General features: G+C 70.6%; 18 protein-coding genes. 10 read left to right on the top strand and 8 right to left on the bottom strand.

Annotated features, from left to right (window positions below; translation table 11 throughout):
• Positions 1-45 precede the first annotated feature (45 nt).
• Positions 46-882 (top strand): response regulator transcription factor, encoded by an 837-nt coding sequence (locus KBY97_RS06590; RefSeq protein WP_255145896.1) that lies wholly within the window; start codon positions 46-48, stop codon positions 880-882.
• A gap of 115 nt (positions 883-997) precedes the next feature.
• Complete coding sequence (locus KBY97_RS06595) at positions 998-2,038, top strand: pseudouridine synthase (RefSeq protein ID WP_255145897.1); 1,041 nt, start codon at positions 998-1,000, stop codon at positions 2,036-2,038.
• Positions 2,039-2,055: 17 nt separating this feature from the next.
• On the opposite strand, the gene KBY97_RS06600 is transcribed toward KBY97_RS06595, so the two are convergent.
• The 3 genes from KBY97_RS06600 to KBY97_RS06610 are packed head-to-tail and all read right to left on the bottom strand — an operon-like array spanning position 2,056 to position 4,889.
• The gene (locus KBY97_RS06600; RefSeq protein ID WP_255145898.1) at positions 2,056-2,955 is read right to left on the bottom strand and encodes an NAD(P)-dependent oxidoreductase; all 900 of its coding nucleotides are present in this window, start codon (positions 2,953-2,955) and stop codon (positions 2,056-2,058) included.
• Entirely contained in the window at positions 2,952-3,689 is a 738-nt protein-coding gene (gene bchM / locus KBY97_RS06605) for a magnesium protoporphyrin IX methyltransferase (protein WP_255145899.1), read from the bottom strand. Before bchM ends, KBY97_RS06600 begins: the two co-directional genes overlap by 4 nt.
• A gap of 30 nt (positions 3,690-3,719) precedes the next feature.
• Positions 3,720-4,889, bottom strand: a complete 1,170-nt coding sequence (locus tag KBY97_RS06610; protein WP_255145900.1) for an N-acetylglucosamine-6-phosphate deacetylase — start codon at positions 4,887-4,889, stop codon at positions 3,720-3,722.
• A gap of 131 nt (positions 4,890-5,020) precedes the next feature.
• Here KBY97_RS06610 and purE point away from each other — a divergent pair, with 131 nt between their 5' ends.
• Both purE and KBY97_RS06620 read left to right on the top strand, forming a co-directional pair.
• Complete coding sequence (gene purE, locus KBY97_RS06615) at positions 5,021-5,518, top strand: 5-(carboxyamino)imidazole ribonucleotide mutase (RefSeq protein ID WP_399217426.1); 498 nt, start codon at positions 5,021-5,023, stop codon at positions 5,516-5,518.
• 3 nt (positions 5,519-5,521) lie between these two features.
• Positions 5,522-6,637, top strand: a complete 1,116-nt coding sequence (locus tag KBY97_RS06620) for an AI-2E family transporter (RefSeq protein ID WP_255145902.1) — start codon at positions 5,522-5,524, stop codon at positions 6,635-6,637.
• On the opposite strand, the gene KBY97_RS06625 is transcribed toward KBY97_RS06620, so the two are convergent.
• On the bottom strand, positions 6,597-6,923 hold the full coding sequence (locus KBY97_RS06625; RefSeq protein WP_255145903.1) for a translation initiation factor: 327 nt from the start codon (positions 6,921-6,923) through the stop codon (positions 6,597-6,599). The genes KBY97_RS06620 and KBY97_RS06625 overlap by 41 nt on opposite strands.
• 91 nt (positions 6,924-7,014) lie before the next feature.
• Here KBY97_RS06625 and trpB point away from each other — a divergent pair, with 91 nt between their 5' ends.
• Entirely contained in the window at positions 7,015-8,319 is a 1,305-nt protein-coding gene (trpB, locus tag KBY97_RS06630) for a tryptophan synthase subunit beta (protein ID WP_399217405.1), read from the top strand.
• On the opposite strand, the gene KBY97_RS06635 is transcribed toward trpB, so the two are convergent.
• The 3 genes from KBY97_RS06635 to KBY97_RS06645 are packed head-to-tail and all read right to left on the bottom strand — an operon-like array spanning position 8,304 to position 10,338.
• Positions 8,304-9,062 (bottom strand): 20S proteasome subunit A/B, encoded by a 759-nt coding sequence (locus KBY97_RS06635; protein ID WP_255145904.1) that lies wholly within the window; start codon positions 9,060-9,062, stop codon positions 8,304-8,306. The two genes, trpB and KBY97_RS06635, sit on opposite strands and share 16 nt — an antisense overlap.
• A 28-nt stretch (positions 9,063-9,090) precedes the next feature.
• Positions 9,091-10,095: an HrcA family transcriptional regulator gene (locus tag KBY97_RS06640; RefSeq protein ID WP_399217428.1), complete on the bottom strand. Its 1,005-nt coding sequence runs from the start codon at positions 10,093-10,095 to the stop codon at positions 9,091-9,093.
• A 6-nt stretch (positions 10,096-10,101) separates the two neighbouring features.
• The gene (locus KBY97_RS06645; protein ID WP_255145906.1) at positions 10,102-10,338 is read right to left on the bottom strand and encodes a hypothetical protein; all 237 of its coding nucleotides are present in this window, start codon (positions 10,336-10,338) and stop codon (positions 10,102-10,104) included.
• On the opposite strand from KBY97_RS06645, the gene KBY97_RS06650 reads away from it, so the two are divergent.
• Entirely contained in the window at positions 10,337-11,230 is an 894-nt protein-coding gene (locus tag KBY97_RS06650; RefSeq protein ID WP_255145907.1) for a hypothetical protein, read from the top strand. The genes KBY97_RS06645 and KBY97_RS06650 overlap by 2 nt on opposite strands.
• A 20-nt stretch (positions 11,231-11,250) precedes the next feature.
• Here the strand turns inward: KBY97_RS06650 and KBY97_RS06655 are convergent, their stop codons facing one another.
• A complete protein-coding gene (locus tag KBY97_RS06655; protein ID WP_255145908.1) occupies positions 11,251-11,616 on the bottom strand; it encodes a rhodanese-like domain-containing protein in 366 nt (121 codons plus the stop codon).
• Between the two features lie 97 nt (positions 11,617-11,713).
• Between KBY97_RS06655 and KBY97_RS06660 the strand changes: the two genes are divergently transcribed.
• The 4 genes from KBY97_RS06660 to nuoH all read left to right on the top strand — a co-directional run bounded on the left by KBY97_RS06660 (position 11,714) and on the right by nuoH (position 16,539).
• On the top strand, positions 11,714-13,363 hold the full coding sequence (locus tag KBY97_RS06660) for a DUF3352 domain-containing protein (protein ID WP_255145909.1): 1,650 nt from the start codon (positions 11,714-11,716) through the stop codon (positions 13,361-13,363).
• Between the two features lie 4 nt (positions 13,364-13,367).
• On the top strand, positions 13,368-13,949 hold the full coding sequence (locus tag KBY97_RS14660) for a histidine phosphatase family protein (RefSeq protein WP_261356342.1): 582 nt from the start codon (positions 13,368-13,370) through the stop codon (positions 13,947-13,949).
• Between the two features lie 106 nt (positions 13,950-14,055).
• Positions 14,056-15,327, top strand: a complete 1,272-nt coding sequence (locus KBY97_RS06670) for a citrate synthase (RefSeq protein ID WP_255145910.1) — start codon at positions 14,056-14,058, stop codon at positions 15,325-15,327.
• A gap of 45 nt (positions 15,328-15,372) precedes the next feature.
• Positions 15,373-16,539, top strand: coding sequence for an NADH-quinone oxidoreductase subunit NuoH (gene nuoH / locus KBY97_RS06675; protein WP_255145911.1), 1,167 nt, complete (start codon positions 15,373-15,375; stop codon positions 16,537-16,539).
• Positions 16,540-16,645: the final 106 nt, after the last annotated feature.

The raw sequence follows: 16,645 nt of genomic DNA on the forward strand, positions 1-16,645 counted from the left end.
CGGGTTGGCGGCCCTGGATAGATTTCCGGCACCATCGGTGGGTCCATGAGCCAAGCCATCCCAGCAGCCTCACCCGACGGCGACGCCGCCCAGGACCAAGCCCCGAACCAACACCTGGCGGAGGGTCAGGAGTCCACCCCCAGCGGCGAGCTCAGCACCGGCGAGGCCGGCTCCGCCACCCCGGTGCCCGTCCAGCCGCCGCGCCTGCTGCTCGTCGACGACGAACCGGGACTGCGTACGGCGGTGCAGGCCTACCTGCAGGACGAGGGCTTCGAGGTGGTCACCGCCAACGACGGCGAAGAGGGCTGGAAAGTGGCCCAGGAGATGGTGCCGGATGTGGTGCTCACCGACGTGATGATGCCCCGCCTCGATGGCTATGGCCTGCTCAAGCGCCTGCGGGGCGACGAGCGGCTGGGGGGCACGCCGGTGATCTTCCTCACCGCCAAGGGCATGACCGCCGACCGTATCGAGGGCTTTCAGGCGGGCGTCGACGATTACATCCCCAAGCCGTTCGATCCCGACGAGCTGGTGGCCCGCGTGCGCAACATGGTGCGCCGCCAGGAGCGGCTGCTGGCCGAAGCCGCCCGCTACGCCGACGCCGACATCGGCCAGATGGCCCGCCAGATCACCGAGATCCGCTCGCTGCTGCAGGTGGGTGGCGCCAAGAAGGCGCCGACCGGCGTCAGGCTCGACTTCACGCCCCGCGAGGCGAGCGTGCTGCAACTGGTGGCCGAGGGGCTGATGAACAAGGAGATCGCCCGCCGGCTGGAAACCTCGATCCGCAACGTCGAGAAGTACGTGAGCCGCCTGTTCACCAAGACCGGCACCACCAGCCGCACCGAACTGGTCCGCTACGCCCTCGAAAACAACCTGGTGGAATAGATCGCCACCAGCCGCTCCAGCACCGCCCGCTCCAGCATCGGCAGCTCCAGCACCGCCCACTCCAGCACCGCCCGTGGCCCGGGCAGGGTGTCCTTCTCCTCAATCGCGCAAGCCCGTGCCTGCAGGCTCGCTCAACCACGGCTGGATCTACACCGACCGGGCCGGCAGCGCCGCAGCGGGCCAGACGATCTCCGCCTTCTACGCCGCCCGCTACCGCCATTCCGAGCGGCGGGTGTGGCAGCTGCGGCTGGAGGCCGGCGAGATCCACAGGAACGGCCAGCAGCTCCGGGCCGATGGCAGCCTCGCGCCGGGGGATCGGCTGGCGTGGCATCGGCCCCCCTGGCACGAACCGCCGGTGCCGGATCAGTGGCAGGTCGTCCATGACGACGGCGACATCCTGGTGATCGACAAGCCCAGCGGCCTGCCGGTGCTGCCGGCGGGCGGCTTCCTTGAGCACACCGTGCTGCGTCTGATCGAGCGGAGACAGCGGGACGCGGCCGCCACTGCCACCACCGGCGTGCCCCGGCCGGTTCATCGGCTCGGCCGTTTCACCTCCGGGTTGCTGGTGCTGGCCCGCCGCCCCGGCACCCGCGCCTGGCTCAGCGCCCTGCTGCGCGAGAGCACCGCGGCGCCGGCCGGCTCAGCGGCGGCCGATGGTACGGCCAGCAACCATGGCTGTCGCAAGCTCTACCGCGCGCTCACCCAGGCCGGCCCCCTGCCGATCGCGGCGGGCGAACAGCTGGAGATTCACACGCCGATCGGCCGCTGGCCCCACCCGCTGCTGGGCCAGGTGTGGGCGGCCGCTTCCCCTGCGGGCGAGGCCCCTGGCGCCGCCTCTTCGGGCCCTGCCGCGGCACCCCTGCCGGCCTGGAGCGAGCTGCACCTGCTGCAGGTGCGCCCCCAGGCCCATCTGGTGGAGGTGGCGATCCGCAGCGGCCGCCCCCATCAGATCCGCATCCATGCCGCTTGCATCGGCACGCCCCTGCTGGGTGATCCCCTCTACCTGCCCGGCGGCCTGGCCCGCCCCGAGGCCCTGCCGGGCCTGGGCGGCTACCAGCTGCATGCCCACCGGCTTGTGTTGCCCCGGCCCGAAGGCACCTGGCTGGAGCTGGAGGCGCCGCTGCCGCCGGCCCTGGAGCTGGAGCCGGGCGGCTGATCCTCAGTGGCCGGTGCTCAGTGGCCGGCCTCGAACCAGCGGGCCAGCACCGACACATCTTCATCCGCATGGCCGCCGGCGATGAGCGTGTCTTCCATGGCGGCTACCTGGGTGGTGAGCGGCAGCTCCAGCCCGGCGGCGGCCGCTTCCGCCAGGGCGATGGCCAGATCCTTGCGGTGCAAGGCGAGCCGGAAGCCCAGCGGGAAGTGATCGCTGAGCATGTTGGCGGCCCGGTGGCGCAGGGCCCAGGAGCCGGCCGCACCGCCTTCGAGCGCGGCGCACACCTGCGCCATCGGCAGCCCCAACCGGTGGCCCAGGGCGATCGCTTCCGCCACGGCGGCATAGCTGCCGGCCACCAGCACCTGGTTCACCGCCTTGGCCTGCTGGCCGGCACCCACGGGCCCGAAATGGCTGATCGAGCTGCCCACCGCCTCCAGCAGCGGCCGGGCCCGCTCCAGCGCCGCCCCGCTGCCGCCCACCAGCACCGCCAATGTGCCGGCGCGGGCCCCCTCAGTGCCGCCGGTCACCGGTGCGTCGAGGTAGGTGATCCCAGCGACCTCCAGGTGGCTGGCAAGGGCGCGGCTGGTGGCGGGGGCAATCGTGGAGAAGTCGATCACCAGCGCGCCGGGGGCCAGGGCCGCCAGCGCTTGCTCCAGCAGCACGGCCTGCACGGCCCGGTCGTCGCTGAGGCAGAGGCAGAGCACCGCCGTGCCGGCGACCGCCTGCGGCACCGAGGCGGCCCGGCGGGCCCCAGCGGCCGCCAGCGGCAGCTCCCGCTCGCGGTTGCGGTTGTGCACGGTGAGCGGGTGGCCCGCCTGCAGCAAGCGGGCCGCCATCGGCGCTCCCAGGGCGCCGAGGCCGATGAACGCCACCGGCTCCAGCGGCGGCGCTGGCGGCGCGGCCCCGGCGGCGCTCATGCCCGCTCGAAGGCGATCAGACGGGAGAAGTAGAAGGGTGCCTGGTTGAGGCTGCGGCGCAGCGGCTGGAAGCCGGCGGCGGCGGCGGCGGCCACGATGCCGTCTTCCCGCAGGGTGTAGGCGCGGGTGGTCTTGCTGGGGCCGGGGAACAGCTGGCCAATGCCCTTGAGTAACGCCAGCAGGGGGGTGTAGGGGGCGAAGCTCACGATCAGCCGCCGCTCCGCCAGGCCGGCCAGATGGCGCACCATCTCCTCGGCGGCGGCCTGGGGGTAGTGAATGAACACGTCGAGGCACACCACCGTGTCGTAGCGGCCTGTGAGGCTCTCCAGATCGGAGGCGTGGAAGGTCAGCCGGGCGGGGTCGATGCCGGCGGCGGCGGCGCGGCGGCTGGCCTCCTGCACCATGGCGTCCGAGAGGTCGCTGGCCGAGATCTGGCCGGCGCCGAGGCGGGCCAGCGGCAGGCTGAGGCTGCCCACCCCGCAGCCGGCGTCGCAGAAGCTGCGGCCCGCCAGGTCGCCTTCCTCCTGCAGCCACGCCAGCACCTGATCCACCGTCTTCTGGTGGCCGATGCGGATGTTGCGCTGGACCTTGTTGACGTCGTCGCTGTCGCTGTAGATGCGATTCCAGCGCTCGAAGCCGGAGCTGTTGAAGTAGTCGCGCACTTCCAGCTTTTCGGCCGCCTTCTCGCTGGTGGTGGGCGCCGCGTCGGTGTCCAGCAGCGGTTCGGCGGCCATGCGCTCAGGGGGGGTGTGGGTGGCCGGATCCTAAGGAGTGCGGGCGGCGCCGCCGGCGCGGCACCAGCGCAGGGGATCCCCGTCGCCGCCGCTCCAGCGCAGGGTCTCCGCCAGCGGCTGGCCCAGCAGCAGCTCCCGCACGGGGCGGTGATCACCGAGCACGCGCCGGGGCAGCACGGTGGCCGCCGCGATCGCCGCACCCGGCGCCCGGCTCCAGGCCGCCAGCCGCACCACGCCCTCCAGCAGCGGCAGGGTCACGCCGGCCAGGGTGCCGTCCTCCAGCCGGCAGCTGCCGTTTTCCACCAGCAGGCTGCGGCTGTCCCAGCGGTGAAGCCCCTCCGGCAGCCCGTAGGGCGCCAGGGCATCGCTCACCAACACCACCTGCTGGGGTGCCAGCTGCTGCAGCAGCACCGCCAGCGACGGCGCCACATGCACCCCATCGGCGATCAGGCCCATGGCCACGTCGCCACGGTGCACCGCCGCCGCCACCGGCCCCGGCGCCCGGTGGTGCAGGCCGGGCATGGCGTTGAAGGCATGGGTGAGCATGCCCACTCCTGCTTCGAAGGCCCGCTGCGCCTGCTGCTCACTGGCTTCGCTGTGGCCCAGGCTCACCACGATCCCCTGCGTGCGCAGGGCGGCGATCACCGCCTCGGCCCCGGCCAGCTCCGGCGCCAGGGTCATCAGCGCGATCTCGGATTCGAACCCCTCGATTCGCTCCTGCAGAGCCGCGAGGCTGGGCGGCGCCAGGTGTGCCTCCGGGTGGGCGCCCCGCCGCGCCTTCGCCAGGAATGGACCTTCCAGGTGCGCCCCCAGCAGCCGGGCCCGGCCAGGGGCGGGCTGGGAGCGGGCCGCCCGCAGCACCGCCAGTGCCTGGCGCAGCGGCGCCACGGCGCAGGTCACCAGGGTGGGGCTGATCGCCTCCACGCCATCGCGCCACAGCAGCTCCAGCAGCTCCAGCAGGCGGGGCAGATCCGCGTCGGTGAGCTCTGGAAAGGCCAGCCCCAGCCCGCCGTTGATCTGCAGATCCACCCCGGCCGGGCTGAGCCAGTCGCCGTTCCAGTCGTCGCCGGCGGCGGCGCTGCCGGCCTCCAGTGGTTCAAGGCCAGCGATCGTATCGGCCGTGTCCACGCCGACGCGCCAGCGCTTCGCGCTGCAGGGCAGTACGGCCTCCGGGAGGCGAACGTTGCTGAGCCAGCGCATCAACGTCAGCGGCGGGCCGCGGTCGGCGGGAGAATGCCATCCTCGCTGCCCTTTCCCCTTTGGTTGCCGTCTCTGCCTTCGCTGCTGCCGCCGGCCTCGGGGAGGACGCCTGCCCTCGGGTGGCCGTGGTGATGGGCAGCGACTCTGACCTGCCCACCATGCAGCAGGCGGTGGCCGTGCTGGAGCAGTTCAAGGTGGCGGTGGAGGTGCGGGTGCTGTCCGCCCACCGCACGCCGCTGGAGATGGTGGCGTTCGCTGAAGCCGCCGCCGGCCGCGGGCTCAAGGTGATCATTGCCGGCGCAGGCGGTGCCGCGCACCTGCCCGGCATGGTGGCGGCGCTCACGCCTTTGCCGGTGATCGGCGTGCCGGTGCACAGCCGCGCCCTGTCTGGGGTGGATTCACTCCATTCGATCGTGCAGATGCCGGCCGGCATTCCGGTGGCCACCGTGGCGATCGGTGGCGGCACCAACGCCGGCCTGCTGGCGGTGCAGATCCTGGCCACCGCCGATGCCGAGCTGGCGGGCCGTCTGCAAGAGCATCGCCGCGCCCTTCGCGACCAGGTCACCACCAAAGATCAACGTCTGCAGGAGCTGGGCAGCGCGGCCTACCTGCAGGGCATGGGGAGCTGAATGATGGCCGCACCATTCGCCGCGCTGCTGCCGATCTGGGTCCGCCTGGGGCTCACCTTGCCGTTGCTGGTGCTGAACGTGTTTGTGCTGCGCCAGGTGCTGGTGCCGCTGGCGCCCTTCCCCTCCCTGTTCCTGGGCGCCGCCCTGATCGCCTTTCTGCTCGACATCCCCAGCCGCTGGCTCACCCGCCGCGGCATGCCGCGCATGCTGGCGTTGTTGCTGGTGCTTGGCCTGGGGCTGGCGCTGCTGGTGCTGGCGAGCCTGTGGCTGCTGCCGCGGCTGGTGCAGCAGCTCGGCGATCTGCTCAATGCCCTGCCGGGCTGGCTGGCGCAGGGGCAGATGCTGCTCGACCAGACCCAGCTGTGGGCCGCTGCCCATGGCCTGCCCGCCGACTTCAGCACCTTCAGCAGCGAGCTGCTCACCGGTTCCACCAGGGTCGCCAGCCAGCTCAGCCAGCGCTTGCTGGGGCTGCTCGGCGCCACGCTCAACCTCACGATCAACACCTTGATCGTGGTGGTGCTGGCGATCTTCCTGCTGGTGGGCGGCGAGGCGATCCCCCGCGGCCTGGCCCGCTGGCTGCCCTCCGGCTGGCGGGCGATGGTGCTGAACACCCTGGCCACCACGTTCCGCGGCTACTTCGGCGGCCAGGTGGTGCTGGCCCTGATCCTCAGCGCCGCCCAGATCGTGGTGTTCACCCTGCTGGGGATTCCCTATGGCGTGCTGTTCGCCGTGGCGATCGGCTTCACCACCTTGATTCCCTATGCCAGCGCGCTCACGATCCTGCTGGTGAGCGGCCTGCTGGTGCTGGAAGACCCCCGCACGGGTGTGGAAGTGCTGGTGGCGGCCATCAGCGTGGGGCAGGTGGTGGATCAGGTGATTCAGCCTCGCCTGATGGGCCAGATCGTGGGCTTGCAGCCCGCCTGGCTGCTGCTCAGCCTGCCGGTGGGCGCCCGGGTGGGCAGCCTGCTCGGGCTCGGCGAGCTGCTGGGCCTGCTGCTGGCGGTGCCGGTGGCCAGCTGCCTGAAAACCTTTCTCGATGAACTGGCCCGGCGGCTGGGGCTGCCGGAGCCCCAGCCGCTCACCCCCCCGCCTGCTTCGGCCGGAAGCCCGCTGCCGTGAGCGCTTCCAGCGCCGGCGCCACCTGATCGCCCTGCAGTTCGATCACACCGTCCTTGAGGGTGCCGCCGGTGCCGGCACGGGCCTTGAGCTGCTTCAGCAGGGTGCGGGCGTCGTCCTCCGGCAGCTCCAGACCTGTGATGGCGGTGACGGTCTTGCCGCCCTTGCCCGCCTTGGTGCGCTGCACCCGCACCCGTTGCTGGCTGCGGGTGGTGGCCGGCGCCGCCGGGCCCGCGGGGCGTGCGGTGCTTTCGGCGCGGCTGAATTCCTGCCAGCTTCCCTTGGCCATGGCGATCGTGGTGGCGACGCTCCCATCACAGCGCACCTGCCGGGCACGACGGCGCCCGCTTCCTAGGCTGGCCCGATCCCGCCCGGCACCGGTGACCCGTACCTTTTCCCCGCTCTCGTCTGATTCCGCCACGCCGGAGGCCGCGGCGCCGGGGACGCCCCGGCCCGATCCCGCCGATCTCCAGGTGTCCGTGCGGCCCACCCCCCAGGGCCGCTTCGGCCGTTTCGGCGGGCAGTACGTGCCGGAAACGCTGATGCCCGCCCTGGCGGAGCTGGAGCAGGCAGCCGCGGAGGCCTGGGCCGATCCCGCCTTCACCAGCCGGCTCGACCACCTGCTGCGCACCTATGTGGGCCGCCCCACCCCGCTCTACGAAGCCGAGCGGCTCACCGCCCACTACGCCCGTCCGGAAGGCGGCCCGCGCCTCTGGCTGAAGCGCGAAGACCTCAACCACACCGGTGCCCACAAGATCAACAACGCGCTCGGTCAGGCCCTGCTGGCCCTTCGCATGGGCAAGAAGCGGGTCATCGCTGAAACCGGTGCCGGCCAGCATGGCGTGGCCACCGCCACCGTCTGTGCCCGCTTCGGCCTCGAGTGCGTGGTCTACATGGGCGCCGAAGACATGCGCCGCCAGGCGCTCAACGTGTTCCGCATGCGCCTGCTGGGCGCCACGGTGCAGCCGGTCACCGCCGGCACCGCCACCCTCAAGGACGCCACCAGTGAAGCGATCCGTGACTGGGTCACGAATGTGGAATCCACCCACTACATCCTCGGCTCGGTGGCCGGGCCGCACCCCTACCCGATGCTGGTGCGTGATTTCCATGCCGTGATCGGCCAGGAAGCCCGCCGCCAGTGCCTGGAGGCCTTCGGCCGCCTGCCTGATGTGCTGCTGGCCTGCGTGGGTGGTGGCTCCAATGCCATGGGCCTGTTCCACCCGTTCGTGGAAGACACAGGCGTGCGGCTGATCGGCGTGGAGGCGGCGGGCGAGGGCGTGGCCACGGGCCGCCATGCCGCCACGATCACCGAAGGGCGGATCGGCGTGCTGCATGGCGCCATGAGCCTGTTGCTGCAGGACGGCGAAGGCCAGGTGCAGGAGGCCCATTCGATCAGCGCCGGCCTCGACTACCCGGGCGTCGGCCCTGAGCACAGCTACCTGCGTGATGTGGGCCGGGCGGAGTATGCCGCCGTCACCGACGACGAGGCGCTCACTGCCCTGCGCCTGGTGTGCGAACTCGAGGGGATCATCCCGGCGCTGGAAACCGCCCATGCCTTCGCCTGGCTGGAGCAGCTCTGCCCCACCCTGGCACCGGGTACCGAGGTGGTGGTGAACCTCTCCGGCCGCGGCGACAAGGACGTCAACACCGTGGCCGACCGGCTGGGGGATCAGCTGAGCGGTTGAGGCTCCCAGGGCAGCCGGGGCAGGCTGCTGAGCGCCTCGCGCTGGCTGTCCGCCCAGATGCGGGCCATCTCGCCGAGCAGTTTGGAGCCCCGCTCCAGCCGCAGGTGCTGGGAGATGGCCAGGGAATTGCGCGGATAGAGCGCCACCTCAAATGGCGGCCCCACGGTGAGGTTGGAGCGCCGGGTGATCACCTGGGAAATCAGGCAGAGGCGGGTGGCATCTTCGAGCGACATCTCGTAGTGGCCCACCACGTCGAGGGGAGGCTTGCCGTATTTGCTCTCGCCGATCTGCAGAAACGGGGTTTCCGGCGTGGCCATGATCGCGTTGCCCTGGGCATAGATCCGGTAAAGGCCGTGGTCGTGGCCGGCGATCTGGCCGCCAAGGATGAAGGTGGCCTCGCCGCTGGCGCCCACCTGCTTGAGGGCACTCTCGTTCTCGTTCTGCACCGCCACGCTCAGGCGGCCGATGTAGGCGGCGGCTTCGAACAGATGGCTGCAGGTGAGCAGATCCGGTCCGGCGGGCCGGCCGTCAGCGGCGGCGTTGAGGTCGCGGCGGATCCAGTTGAGAATCGCCTGGGTCGTGGCCAGGTTGCCCGCCGCCAGCAGGATGAACAGCCGGTCAGGAGCCGGTTGGAACACGTGCAGCTTCCGGTAGCTGGAGATGTAGTCGACCCCCGCATTGGTGCGGGAGTCGGCGCACATCACCAGACCCTCCTTGAGCAGGAAACCGACGCAGTAAGTCATGACGCCATGCTCTCAAGCCGTCGGCAGCTCAACTGAGCAACCGCTGCAGGCTGGCGGCCACCGAGCGCACCGCCGCCCGGGCGGTGGCATAGGCCATCCGCATCGGCCCCACCAGAGCGACATGCCCCTTGCTGCCATCGCCGGTGCGATAGGTGGCCTGCACCAAGGCGCAGTCCTGCAGGGCGGGATGGGGGTTTTCGGCACCGATCCACACGCCTCGGCTCGGCACGCCGTCGGGCTGCAGGAGCAGATGGGGATCTTCCTCCACCAGCTGCACCAGCGGCCGCAATGTGGCGGTGCGGCTGAATTCCGGTTGGCCCAGCAATCCCCCCAATCCGAGCGCGAGGGCGCCCTCGGCATCGCTCGGCCGGGCCATGCGGTGGCTGCGCAGGGCCTCGCGCAGCAGCCAACCACTGCGCTGCAACTGGGGCGGCAGGGCGTTCCAGGGGATCGGCTGGCCTGGGTGCAGGGCGAGCTGATCGATCACCCAGCGCTCGAGCGGCAGCAGTTCTGGGGCCGCTTCCGGTGGCAGGTGCAGGTTCAGGCAACTGGTCATCACGGCGTTCTCCACCAGGAACACCAGCAGACGGTCGCCGCTGGGCACCAGGCGCACGGCCTGGAGGGCGGACCGGTCGCCCTGGGGGCGGGTGATCAGGCTCAGCAGGCCGGTGAGATCGGCCAGGCGCCGCGTCAGATGCAGCAGCAGGTCGTCAAGGGCGGCCCAGCGCAAGCTCAGCCCAAGCAGTTCCTGCTCCAGTTGCAGGGCCCCGGCACCGGGCGGTGGCAGCAGGCTGTCCACGTAGAGGCGGTAGCCACGCTGGCTGGGAATGCGCCCAGCGGAGGTGTGGGGTTGAACGAGCAGGCCTTGCTGCTCCAGTGCCCCCATCGCCGACCGCACTGTGGCCGCCGAGGCCTGGAAGCCGAAGCGCTGCACCAACGTGCGGCTCCCGACAGGTTCGACCGTGTCCACGTAATGCTGCACCGTTGCCTGCAACACCTGCTGATGGCGGCGGCTGAGGTGAGGCAACGACAGGCCAAGTCAAGGGATAGTCCGCGAACCGTAACCGATTCCCGCGGTGGCACTGGCCAGCAGGATCACCAAAACCACCTGGGAAACAAACTGCTGCGCGTAGATTCGGGCCGATTTGCGTATCGCTTGCATGGCAATAGCCAGTGACACGCCGGCGAATGCCGATGCCGGCAGCGAATCCGGTCTGGCCCCGACGAGCTCCAGCGCACCCCGGATCGCCGCGACGCCGCCGATCAGCGGGCCCATGCGGCTCGTTGGATATGCCTTGCTGCTGCTACTGGCCGCCCGGCTGGGCACCAGTCTGTCGCCGGCCATGGCCACGGTGCCGCTGCGACGCCTCGAGCTGGCCACGTTGCTCAGCGACACGGCCCCGTTCCTGTTGATCGCCATCGGCCTGATCTTCTTGGGCGGCAATGGAAAGCGCCGCAGGTTTGAAGTGGCTCCGCTGGTGGCCCTCAAGGCCCTGCTGTTCCCGCTCGTGCTCGGCTATGCCCTGCTGGGCCCTCTGGTGATCACCGATGCCCTGCGTGTCTACCAGGGTGCCGATCAACAGGGTGCGGCCCGGCTGGAGCAGGCGGTCGCTTTCCGTCAGCAAGTGCTGACGGCCATCGAGCCCGTCACCACGATTCCCCAGCTGGTGACGGCGCTTCAGAAGTTTCCGGTCATCAACGCCCGCATCAATCAGAGCGATTCGATCGACAAGATCAAGCAGTCGTTGACCGGCACGCTCGACCGCGCCGTTACCGATCTCCAGAGCCAGCAAGGCCAACAGATGAGCGGGGCCCGCACCGGTCTGGTGGGCCGCACCGTGCTCACCGTGCTGCTCACCACCATCACGGCCACGTTCCTTAACCTGCTCAGGGCCCAGGTGCTGGAGCCGATCCGGGCCTCCGGGCGGGCCGCCCGCTCCTATTTCCGCGCCGACCTGGTGGTACCGCTGGCTTCGAAGCGAGCCGCCTGGGCCTCTCCCTCCTCTGCTCCGCCCCGCTCCTCCGGGTCCAGGACACCCTCGCCCTTCAGCCGCCTCTGGAGTGGAGCCCGACCGGGGTCAAAGCGTCCAAGAGCCCCTGGCGCTGCCAAGGAACCTGGCTTCTGGCAGCGGATCTGGGGCGGATCCTCGGGGTCAGGCAGGCGCTGAATCCGTTCACCAACCCAGGCTCAGTAACGCGGCACCGAAGGATCGGCCTTGACGCTCCAGGCGTCGATGCCCCCCTCCAGGTTCCACACCCGCTCGAAACCCTGCTGCTCCATCAACCAGCAGCCGAACTGCCAGCTGCGCATGCCGGCATGGCAGAGCACCACCACCTCGCGGTCGCGGTCGAGCAGCGCATCGATCCGGTTCACCCATTCAGAGGAGTGGCTCAAGGGCAGATGGATCACTGGCTGCTGCAGTGCGGCCATGGCCAGCTCTGCCGGTTCCCGCACATCCACGAGCTGCAGATCGGCACCCTCGCTGAGCCGCTGCAGCAGCTCCCGCGCCTGGAGCGGGGCCGGGGTCGGGGGAGTGGGGTGTTCCTGGGTCATGGGCGCGGGCATGGGTGTAGTGGCTGGCTGGGTGTGCGTTGACGATGCACGGAGGCGGCTCCATGCATAAGGATGAGGCCATTCCTGCGCGCTACGCATGAAGATCCGCCCATTCCTGGCGGCGATCCTGGCCGTGGCCGTCACGTTGCTGCTGATCGGAGCGGCGGGATGGGTGGTGATTTGGCGCAGCAGCCCGCTCGCTCTGCAACACCAGCCCCTCACGCTGCCGCTGGCGGCTCGCTTCATCCCCCGGCAGGCCTCGCTGAGCCTGCACCTGCTGATCCCGCCCGACCAGCTCGGTGCCTACGCCCGGGCGGTGGCGCCCCCCCGTCAACGCCGCCGAGCCGCCGCTGCCCTTGAGCAATTGCGCGATGGAGCCTTCGCCGCTGCCGGCCTCGACTACACCGAGGAATTGGCCAGCTGGGTGGGAGAGGAGTCCAGCTTCGCGCTGCTCACCCCGCCTGGAGCGGCCCAGCCGGCGGGCTGGTTGCTGGCCCTGCGCAGCCGTGAGTCGGAAGGGGCTCGGCGCTTTCTGCAGCGCTTCTGGCAGACCCGCAGCCTGGCCGGCAACGAACTGCAGGTGAGCACCTATCGGGGCATGGGGTTGATCAGCGGCCGTGGTGCCCTGCTGGGTCAGAACGCCCTGCCGCTGGCCACCGCCTTGATTGACGACCGGCTGGTGCTGATCGCCTCGGGCCGGGGGGTGCTGGAGCAGGCGCTGGATGTCTCCCAGATCGATGAACTCAACCAGGCCGGTGATCCCCGCCTCGTCACCGCGGTGGCGGCCCTTGGCCAGGGTGTGGCCCTGGTGGCGGCCCGCCCCGACAGCTTCACGCCTTGGCTGGGCGCCTCCCCTGCCCTGGCGGCGCAGCGGGAGGTGCTCGGCCTGGTGGCAGCTCTGGCGCCCCGGGGCCGCACCCTCGACCTCAACGCCCGCCTCGAGCTGCGCCATGCTCCGCCGGCACTGGTGCTGGAATCCACGCCGGATCTGCTGGCGGGCCTGCAGGGCCCCTCGGACAGCCTGGCGCTGATCCAGAACCCCGCCCTGCTCACGGCGGCCCCACCTGGGCGCGCAGCCACCACCGTCCCCGACGACGTTCCAGAGGACGTTCCAGACCTCTGGTCGGAGCTGGTGGCCCCCGCCCTCGCCCCGACCGTCGCCACCCTGCCGGGGGTGCTGCCCGCGCTGGTGATCGCTCAGGATCCCGGCCCCCTGCTGTGGAGCCACAGCTCCCGCGGCTGGCTGCTGGCCACCGCTCCTGACACCCCTGCGATCGCGCCGCTCAGCGACGTGGTGGCGCGCGATGGCCTGATCGCTGCGCCGCTCCGCCGCAACGGCAAGACGCTGCAGCTCTGGACCAGGCTGACCGCCGGCAGTTCCCGCAGCCATCCCGATCAACTGGACGCCGCGATCGCCGGCGCCCGCCTCGACCAGCGCGGTGTGGCCTGGTGGAGTGAGGGCATCACCGCCCTCAGCGGTCTGCTGGAGGAGGCCGCGCCCCCCAGCGAGCGACTGGCCCAACTCCAGGGCCTGGAGGATCGGGCCGCTCCGCTGCAGTGGGGCATGGCGGCAGCGCCGGCCCGCTCCCTGCTGGCCCGCTGGGACCCCTGGCAGCTGCTCACCGGCCTGGCGGGCGAGTCGCTTGCGCCCTCCGTGCAGGGCCTGGCTCTGAGCCTGGAGGAGGATTCCGCGACAGCGCCGGCGGCCCCGGCGCTGCGCCTGCATGGGCGCCTGGAGCTGGGCTGAGGGCATGGCCACTGCCGAACTGCTGCTGTTGCGTCACGGCGTTGCGCTCGATCGCCAGCTGGCGGCGGATCGCTGCCTGGCAGACGAAGAGCGTGCGCTGACCGCCGCCGGTCGCCGGCGCACCGCCGCCGTGGTGCGCCGCCTTCAGGCGCTCGGACTGGCCGTGGATCCGCTGCTCACCAGCCCCTTGCTGCGGGCGTGCCAGACGGCGGACCTGGCCCGGGAGGGCGGGCTGGCCCCCCACCGCTTCGAGGTCTGCCCGGAGCTGGCCCCGGGCGGTGATCCGGCGCCGCTGCTGGAGCGTTGGTTCACAGCCGGGGGCGATGGCGGCGGGCGGCCCAGTCCCTGGCGGCGCCTGGCGCTGGTGGGGCATGAACCCGACCTCAGCCTGCTGGCCTGCCGCCTCTGTGGCGCCCCTCCCGGCGCCCTGCGCCTGCGCAAGGCCGGTGTGGTGCTGCTGGCGCTGCCCTGGCAGGCCCCGGTGCCGCCGGGGGGTTCTGGGGAAGCGCGCGGCTGGGAGGCTGCCCTGGGCCGCACGCGGCTCAGCCTGCTGCTCTCGCCGCGCGCCCTGCTGGGGGAAATCTGAGGCGCGGCGACCGCTGCCCCAGGCGGCTCGGGTGGCCGGTCGGCGGTGTTACGGCGCGGCGGCAATGAATGGATCTAGGTTTCGCTCAACAGCGTGGAAGCTCGGCATGGCAACGGATGGGGCGCCGGCGGTCACGGATTTTTCAGCGGCCGCAGAGCCTCCGGCCACCCCGGCGGCCACCCCGGCGGTCACTGCCACGGCCAGTGAATCCGCTGTGGCCCAGCAGGCTGTGCCGGCGTTCCGCCCCGGTCTGGAAGGGGTGCCGGCCACCCAGTCCGCCATCTGCGACATCGACGGCCGCAACGGCGTGCTCACCTACCGCGGCTATCCGGTGGAGCAGCTCGCCAACCACAGCAGCTTTCTGGAAACCGCCTACCTGCTGATCTGGGGCGAGCTGCCCACGGGGGAACAACTGCGGCGCTTCGAGTACGAGGTGCAGATGCACCGGCGGGTGAGCTTCCGCATCCGCGACATGATGAAGTGCTTCCCGGCCGACGGGCACCCCATGGACGCGCTGCAGTCGAGCGCCGCCTCGCTGGGCCTGTTCTATTCGCGCCGCGCCCTCGACGACCCCCAGTACATCGAAGGGGCGGTGGTGCGGCTGATCGCCAAGATCCCCACGATGGTGGCGGCCTTCCAGCTGATCCGCAAAGGCCAGGACCCGATCCAGCCCCGCGACGATCTGTCCTATTCGGCCAATTTCCTGTACATGATCACCGAGCGTGTGCCCGACCCGATGGCGGCCCGCATTTTCGATGCCTGCCTGATCCTGCACGCCGAACACTCGCTCAACGCCAGCACCTTCAGTGCCCGGGTCACCGCCAGCACCCTCACCGATCCCTATGCGGTGGTGGCCTCGGCGGTGGGCACCCTGGCCGGCCCGCTGCACGGCGGCGCCAACGAGGACGTGCTCACCATGCTCGACCAGATCGGCAGCGAAGACCGGGTGGAGGCCTACCTGGAGCGGGCGGTGGCCGAGAAGCAGAAGATCATGGGCTTCGGCCACCGCGAATACCGCGTCAAAGATCCCCGTGCCGTGATCCTGCAGGAGCTGGCCGAGGAGCTGTTCGACCGCTTCGGCCACGACCACATGTATGACGTGGCCCGGCGGCTCGAGAAGGCGGCTGAAAGCCGCCTGGGCGCCAAGGGGATCTACCCGAACGTGGATTTCTATTCCGGGCTGGTGTATCGCAAGCTCGGCATCCCCCGCGACCTGTTCACGCCGATCTTCGCGATCGCGCGGGTGGCCGGCTGGCTGGCGCACTGGAAGGAGCAGCTCGGTGCCAACCGGATCTACCGGCCCACGCAGATCTACACGGGGGCCTCCGGCAGGACCTGGCTGCCCATCGACACCCGATCCAGCGGTGGGGGCGCTTAACTTGCCCTCGTCGGTTCGGTTTCGAGTTCGGACGCCGTGGAGATCATGACCACAGCCGCGACCCTGTCGCCTCCCCCGGTTCTTGAGGCGGCGGTCACCCCCGGCCTCGACCTGCAGAGCGGTTTCACCACCATCTTGGAAGGTTTCGGCCTCAGCCCCGCTGCGGCCCATCTCATCTGGCTGCCCCTGCCGATGCTGCTGGTGCTGGTGGCCGCCGTGGTGGGTGTGCTGGTGAACGTCTGGCTGGAGCGCAAGATCTCCGCCGCCGTTCAGCAGCGCATCGGCCCGGAGTACGCCGGCGCCCTCGGGGTGCTGCAGCCCCTGGCCGATGGCCTCAAGCTGCTTTTCAAGGAAGACGTGATCCCCAAGCGGGCCGATGGCCTGCTGTTCACGCTCGGCCCGGTGCTGGTGCTGATCCCCGTGATCCTCTCCTGGCTGGTGGTGCCCTTCGGCCAGAACCTGGTGATCAGCGATGTGGGGGTGGGCATCTTCCTCTGGATCGCCCTCAGCAGCATCCAGCCGATCGGCCTGCTGATGAGCGGCTACTCCAGCAACAACAAATATTCCCTGCTGGGCGGCCTGCGGGCGGCGGCCCAGTCGATCAGTTATGAGATCCCCCTCGCCCTGGCCGTGCTGGCCGTGGTGATGATGAGCAATTCGCTCAGCACCGTCGATATCGTCAACCAGCAGAGCGGCGCCGGCATCCTCAGCTGGAACATCTGGCGCCAGCCAGTGGGCTTCGTGATCTTCTGGATCTGTGCCCTGGCGGAATGCGAGCGCCTCCCCTTCGATCTTCCCGAGGCGGAGGAGGAGCTGGTGGCCGGCTACCAAACCGAGTACGCCGGCATGAAGTTTGCCCTCTTCTACCTGGGCAGCTACATCAACCTGGTGCTTTCCGCCCTGCTGGTGGCGGTGCTCTACCTGGGCGGCTGGGGCTTCCCTGTCCCGGTCGAATGGCTGGCCGGCACCCTTGGCCAGTCGGTGGAGGCTCCGCTGGTGCAGGTGATCACCGGCTCGGTCGGCATCGTGATGACCGTGCTGAAGGCCTATTTGCTGGTGTTCACCGCCATCCTGCTGCGCTGGACCCTGCCGCGCGTGCGGATCGACCAGCTGCTGGATCTGGGCTGGAAGTTCCTGCTGCCGATCGCCCTGGTCAATCTCCTGGCCACCGCCGGCCTCAAGCTCGCTTTCCCTGGCTTTTTCGGCGGTTGAGCCTGGGGCGGTCCATCATGGGTCCACCGGGTTCATGCCCTGATCCAGGCCCCTTGCCCGCCGGGCCCAACGCTTTCTCCTCCGTCCCTCCCCCTCGAATTCCGCC

It is taken from the genome of Synechococcus sp. ATX 2A4 (assembly GCF_024346375.1).
Lineage (GTDB): Bacteria > Cyanobacteriota > Cyanobacteriia > PCC-6307 > Cyanobiaceae > MW101C3.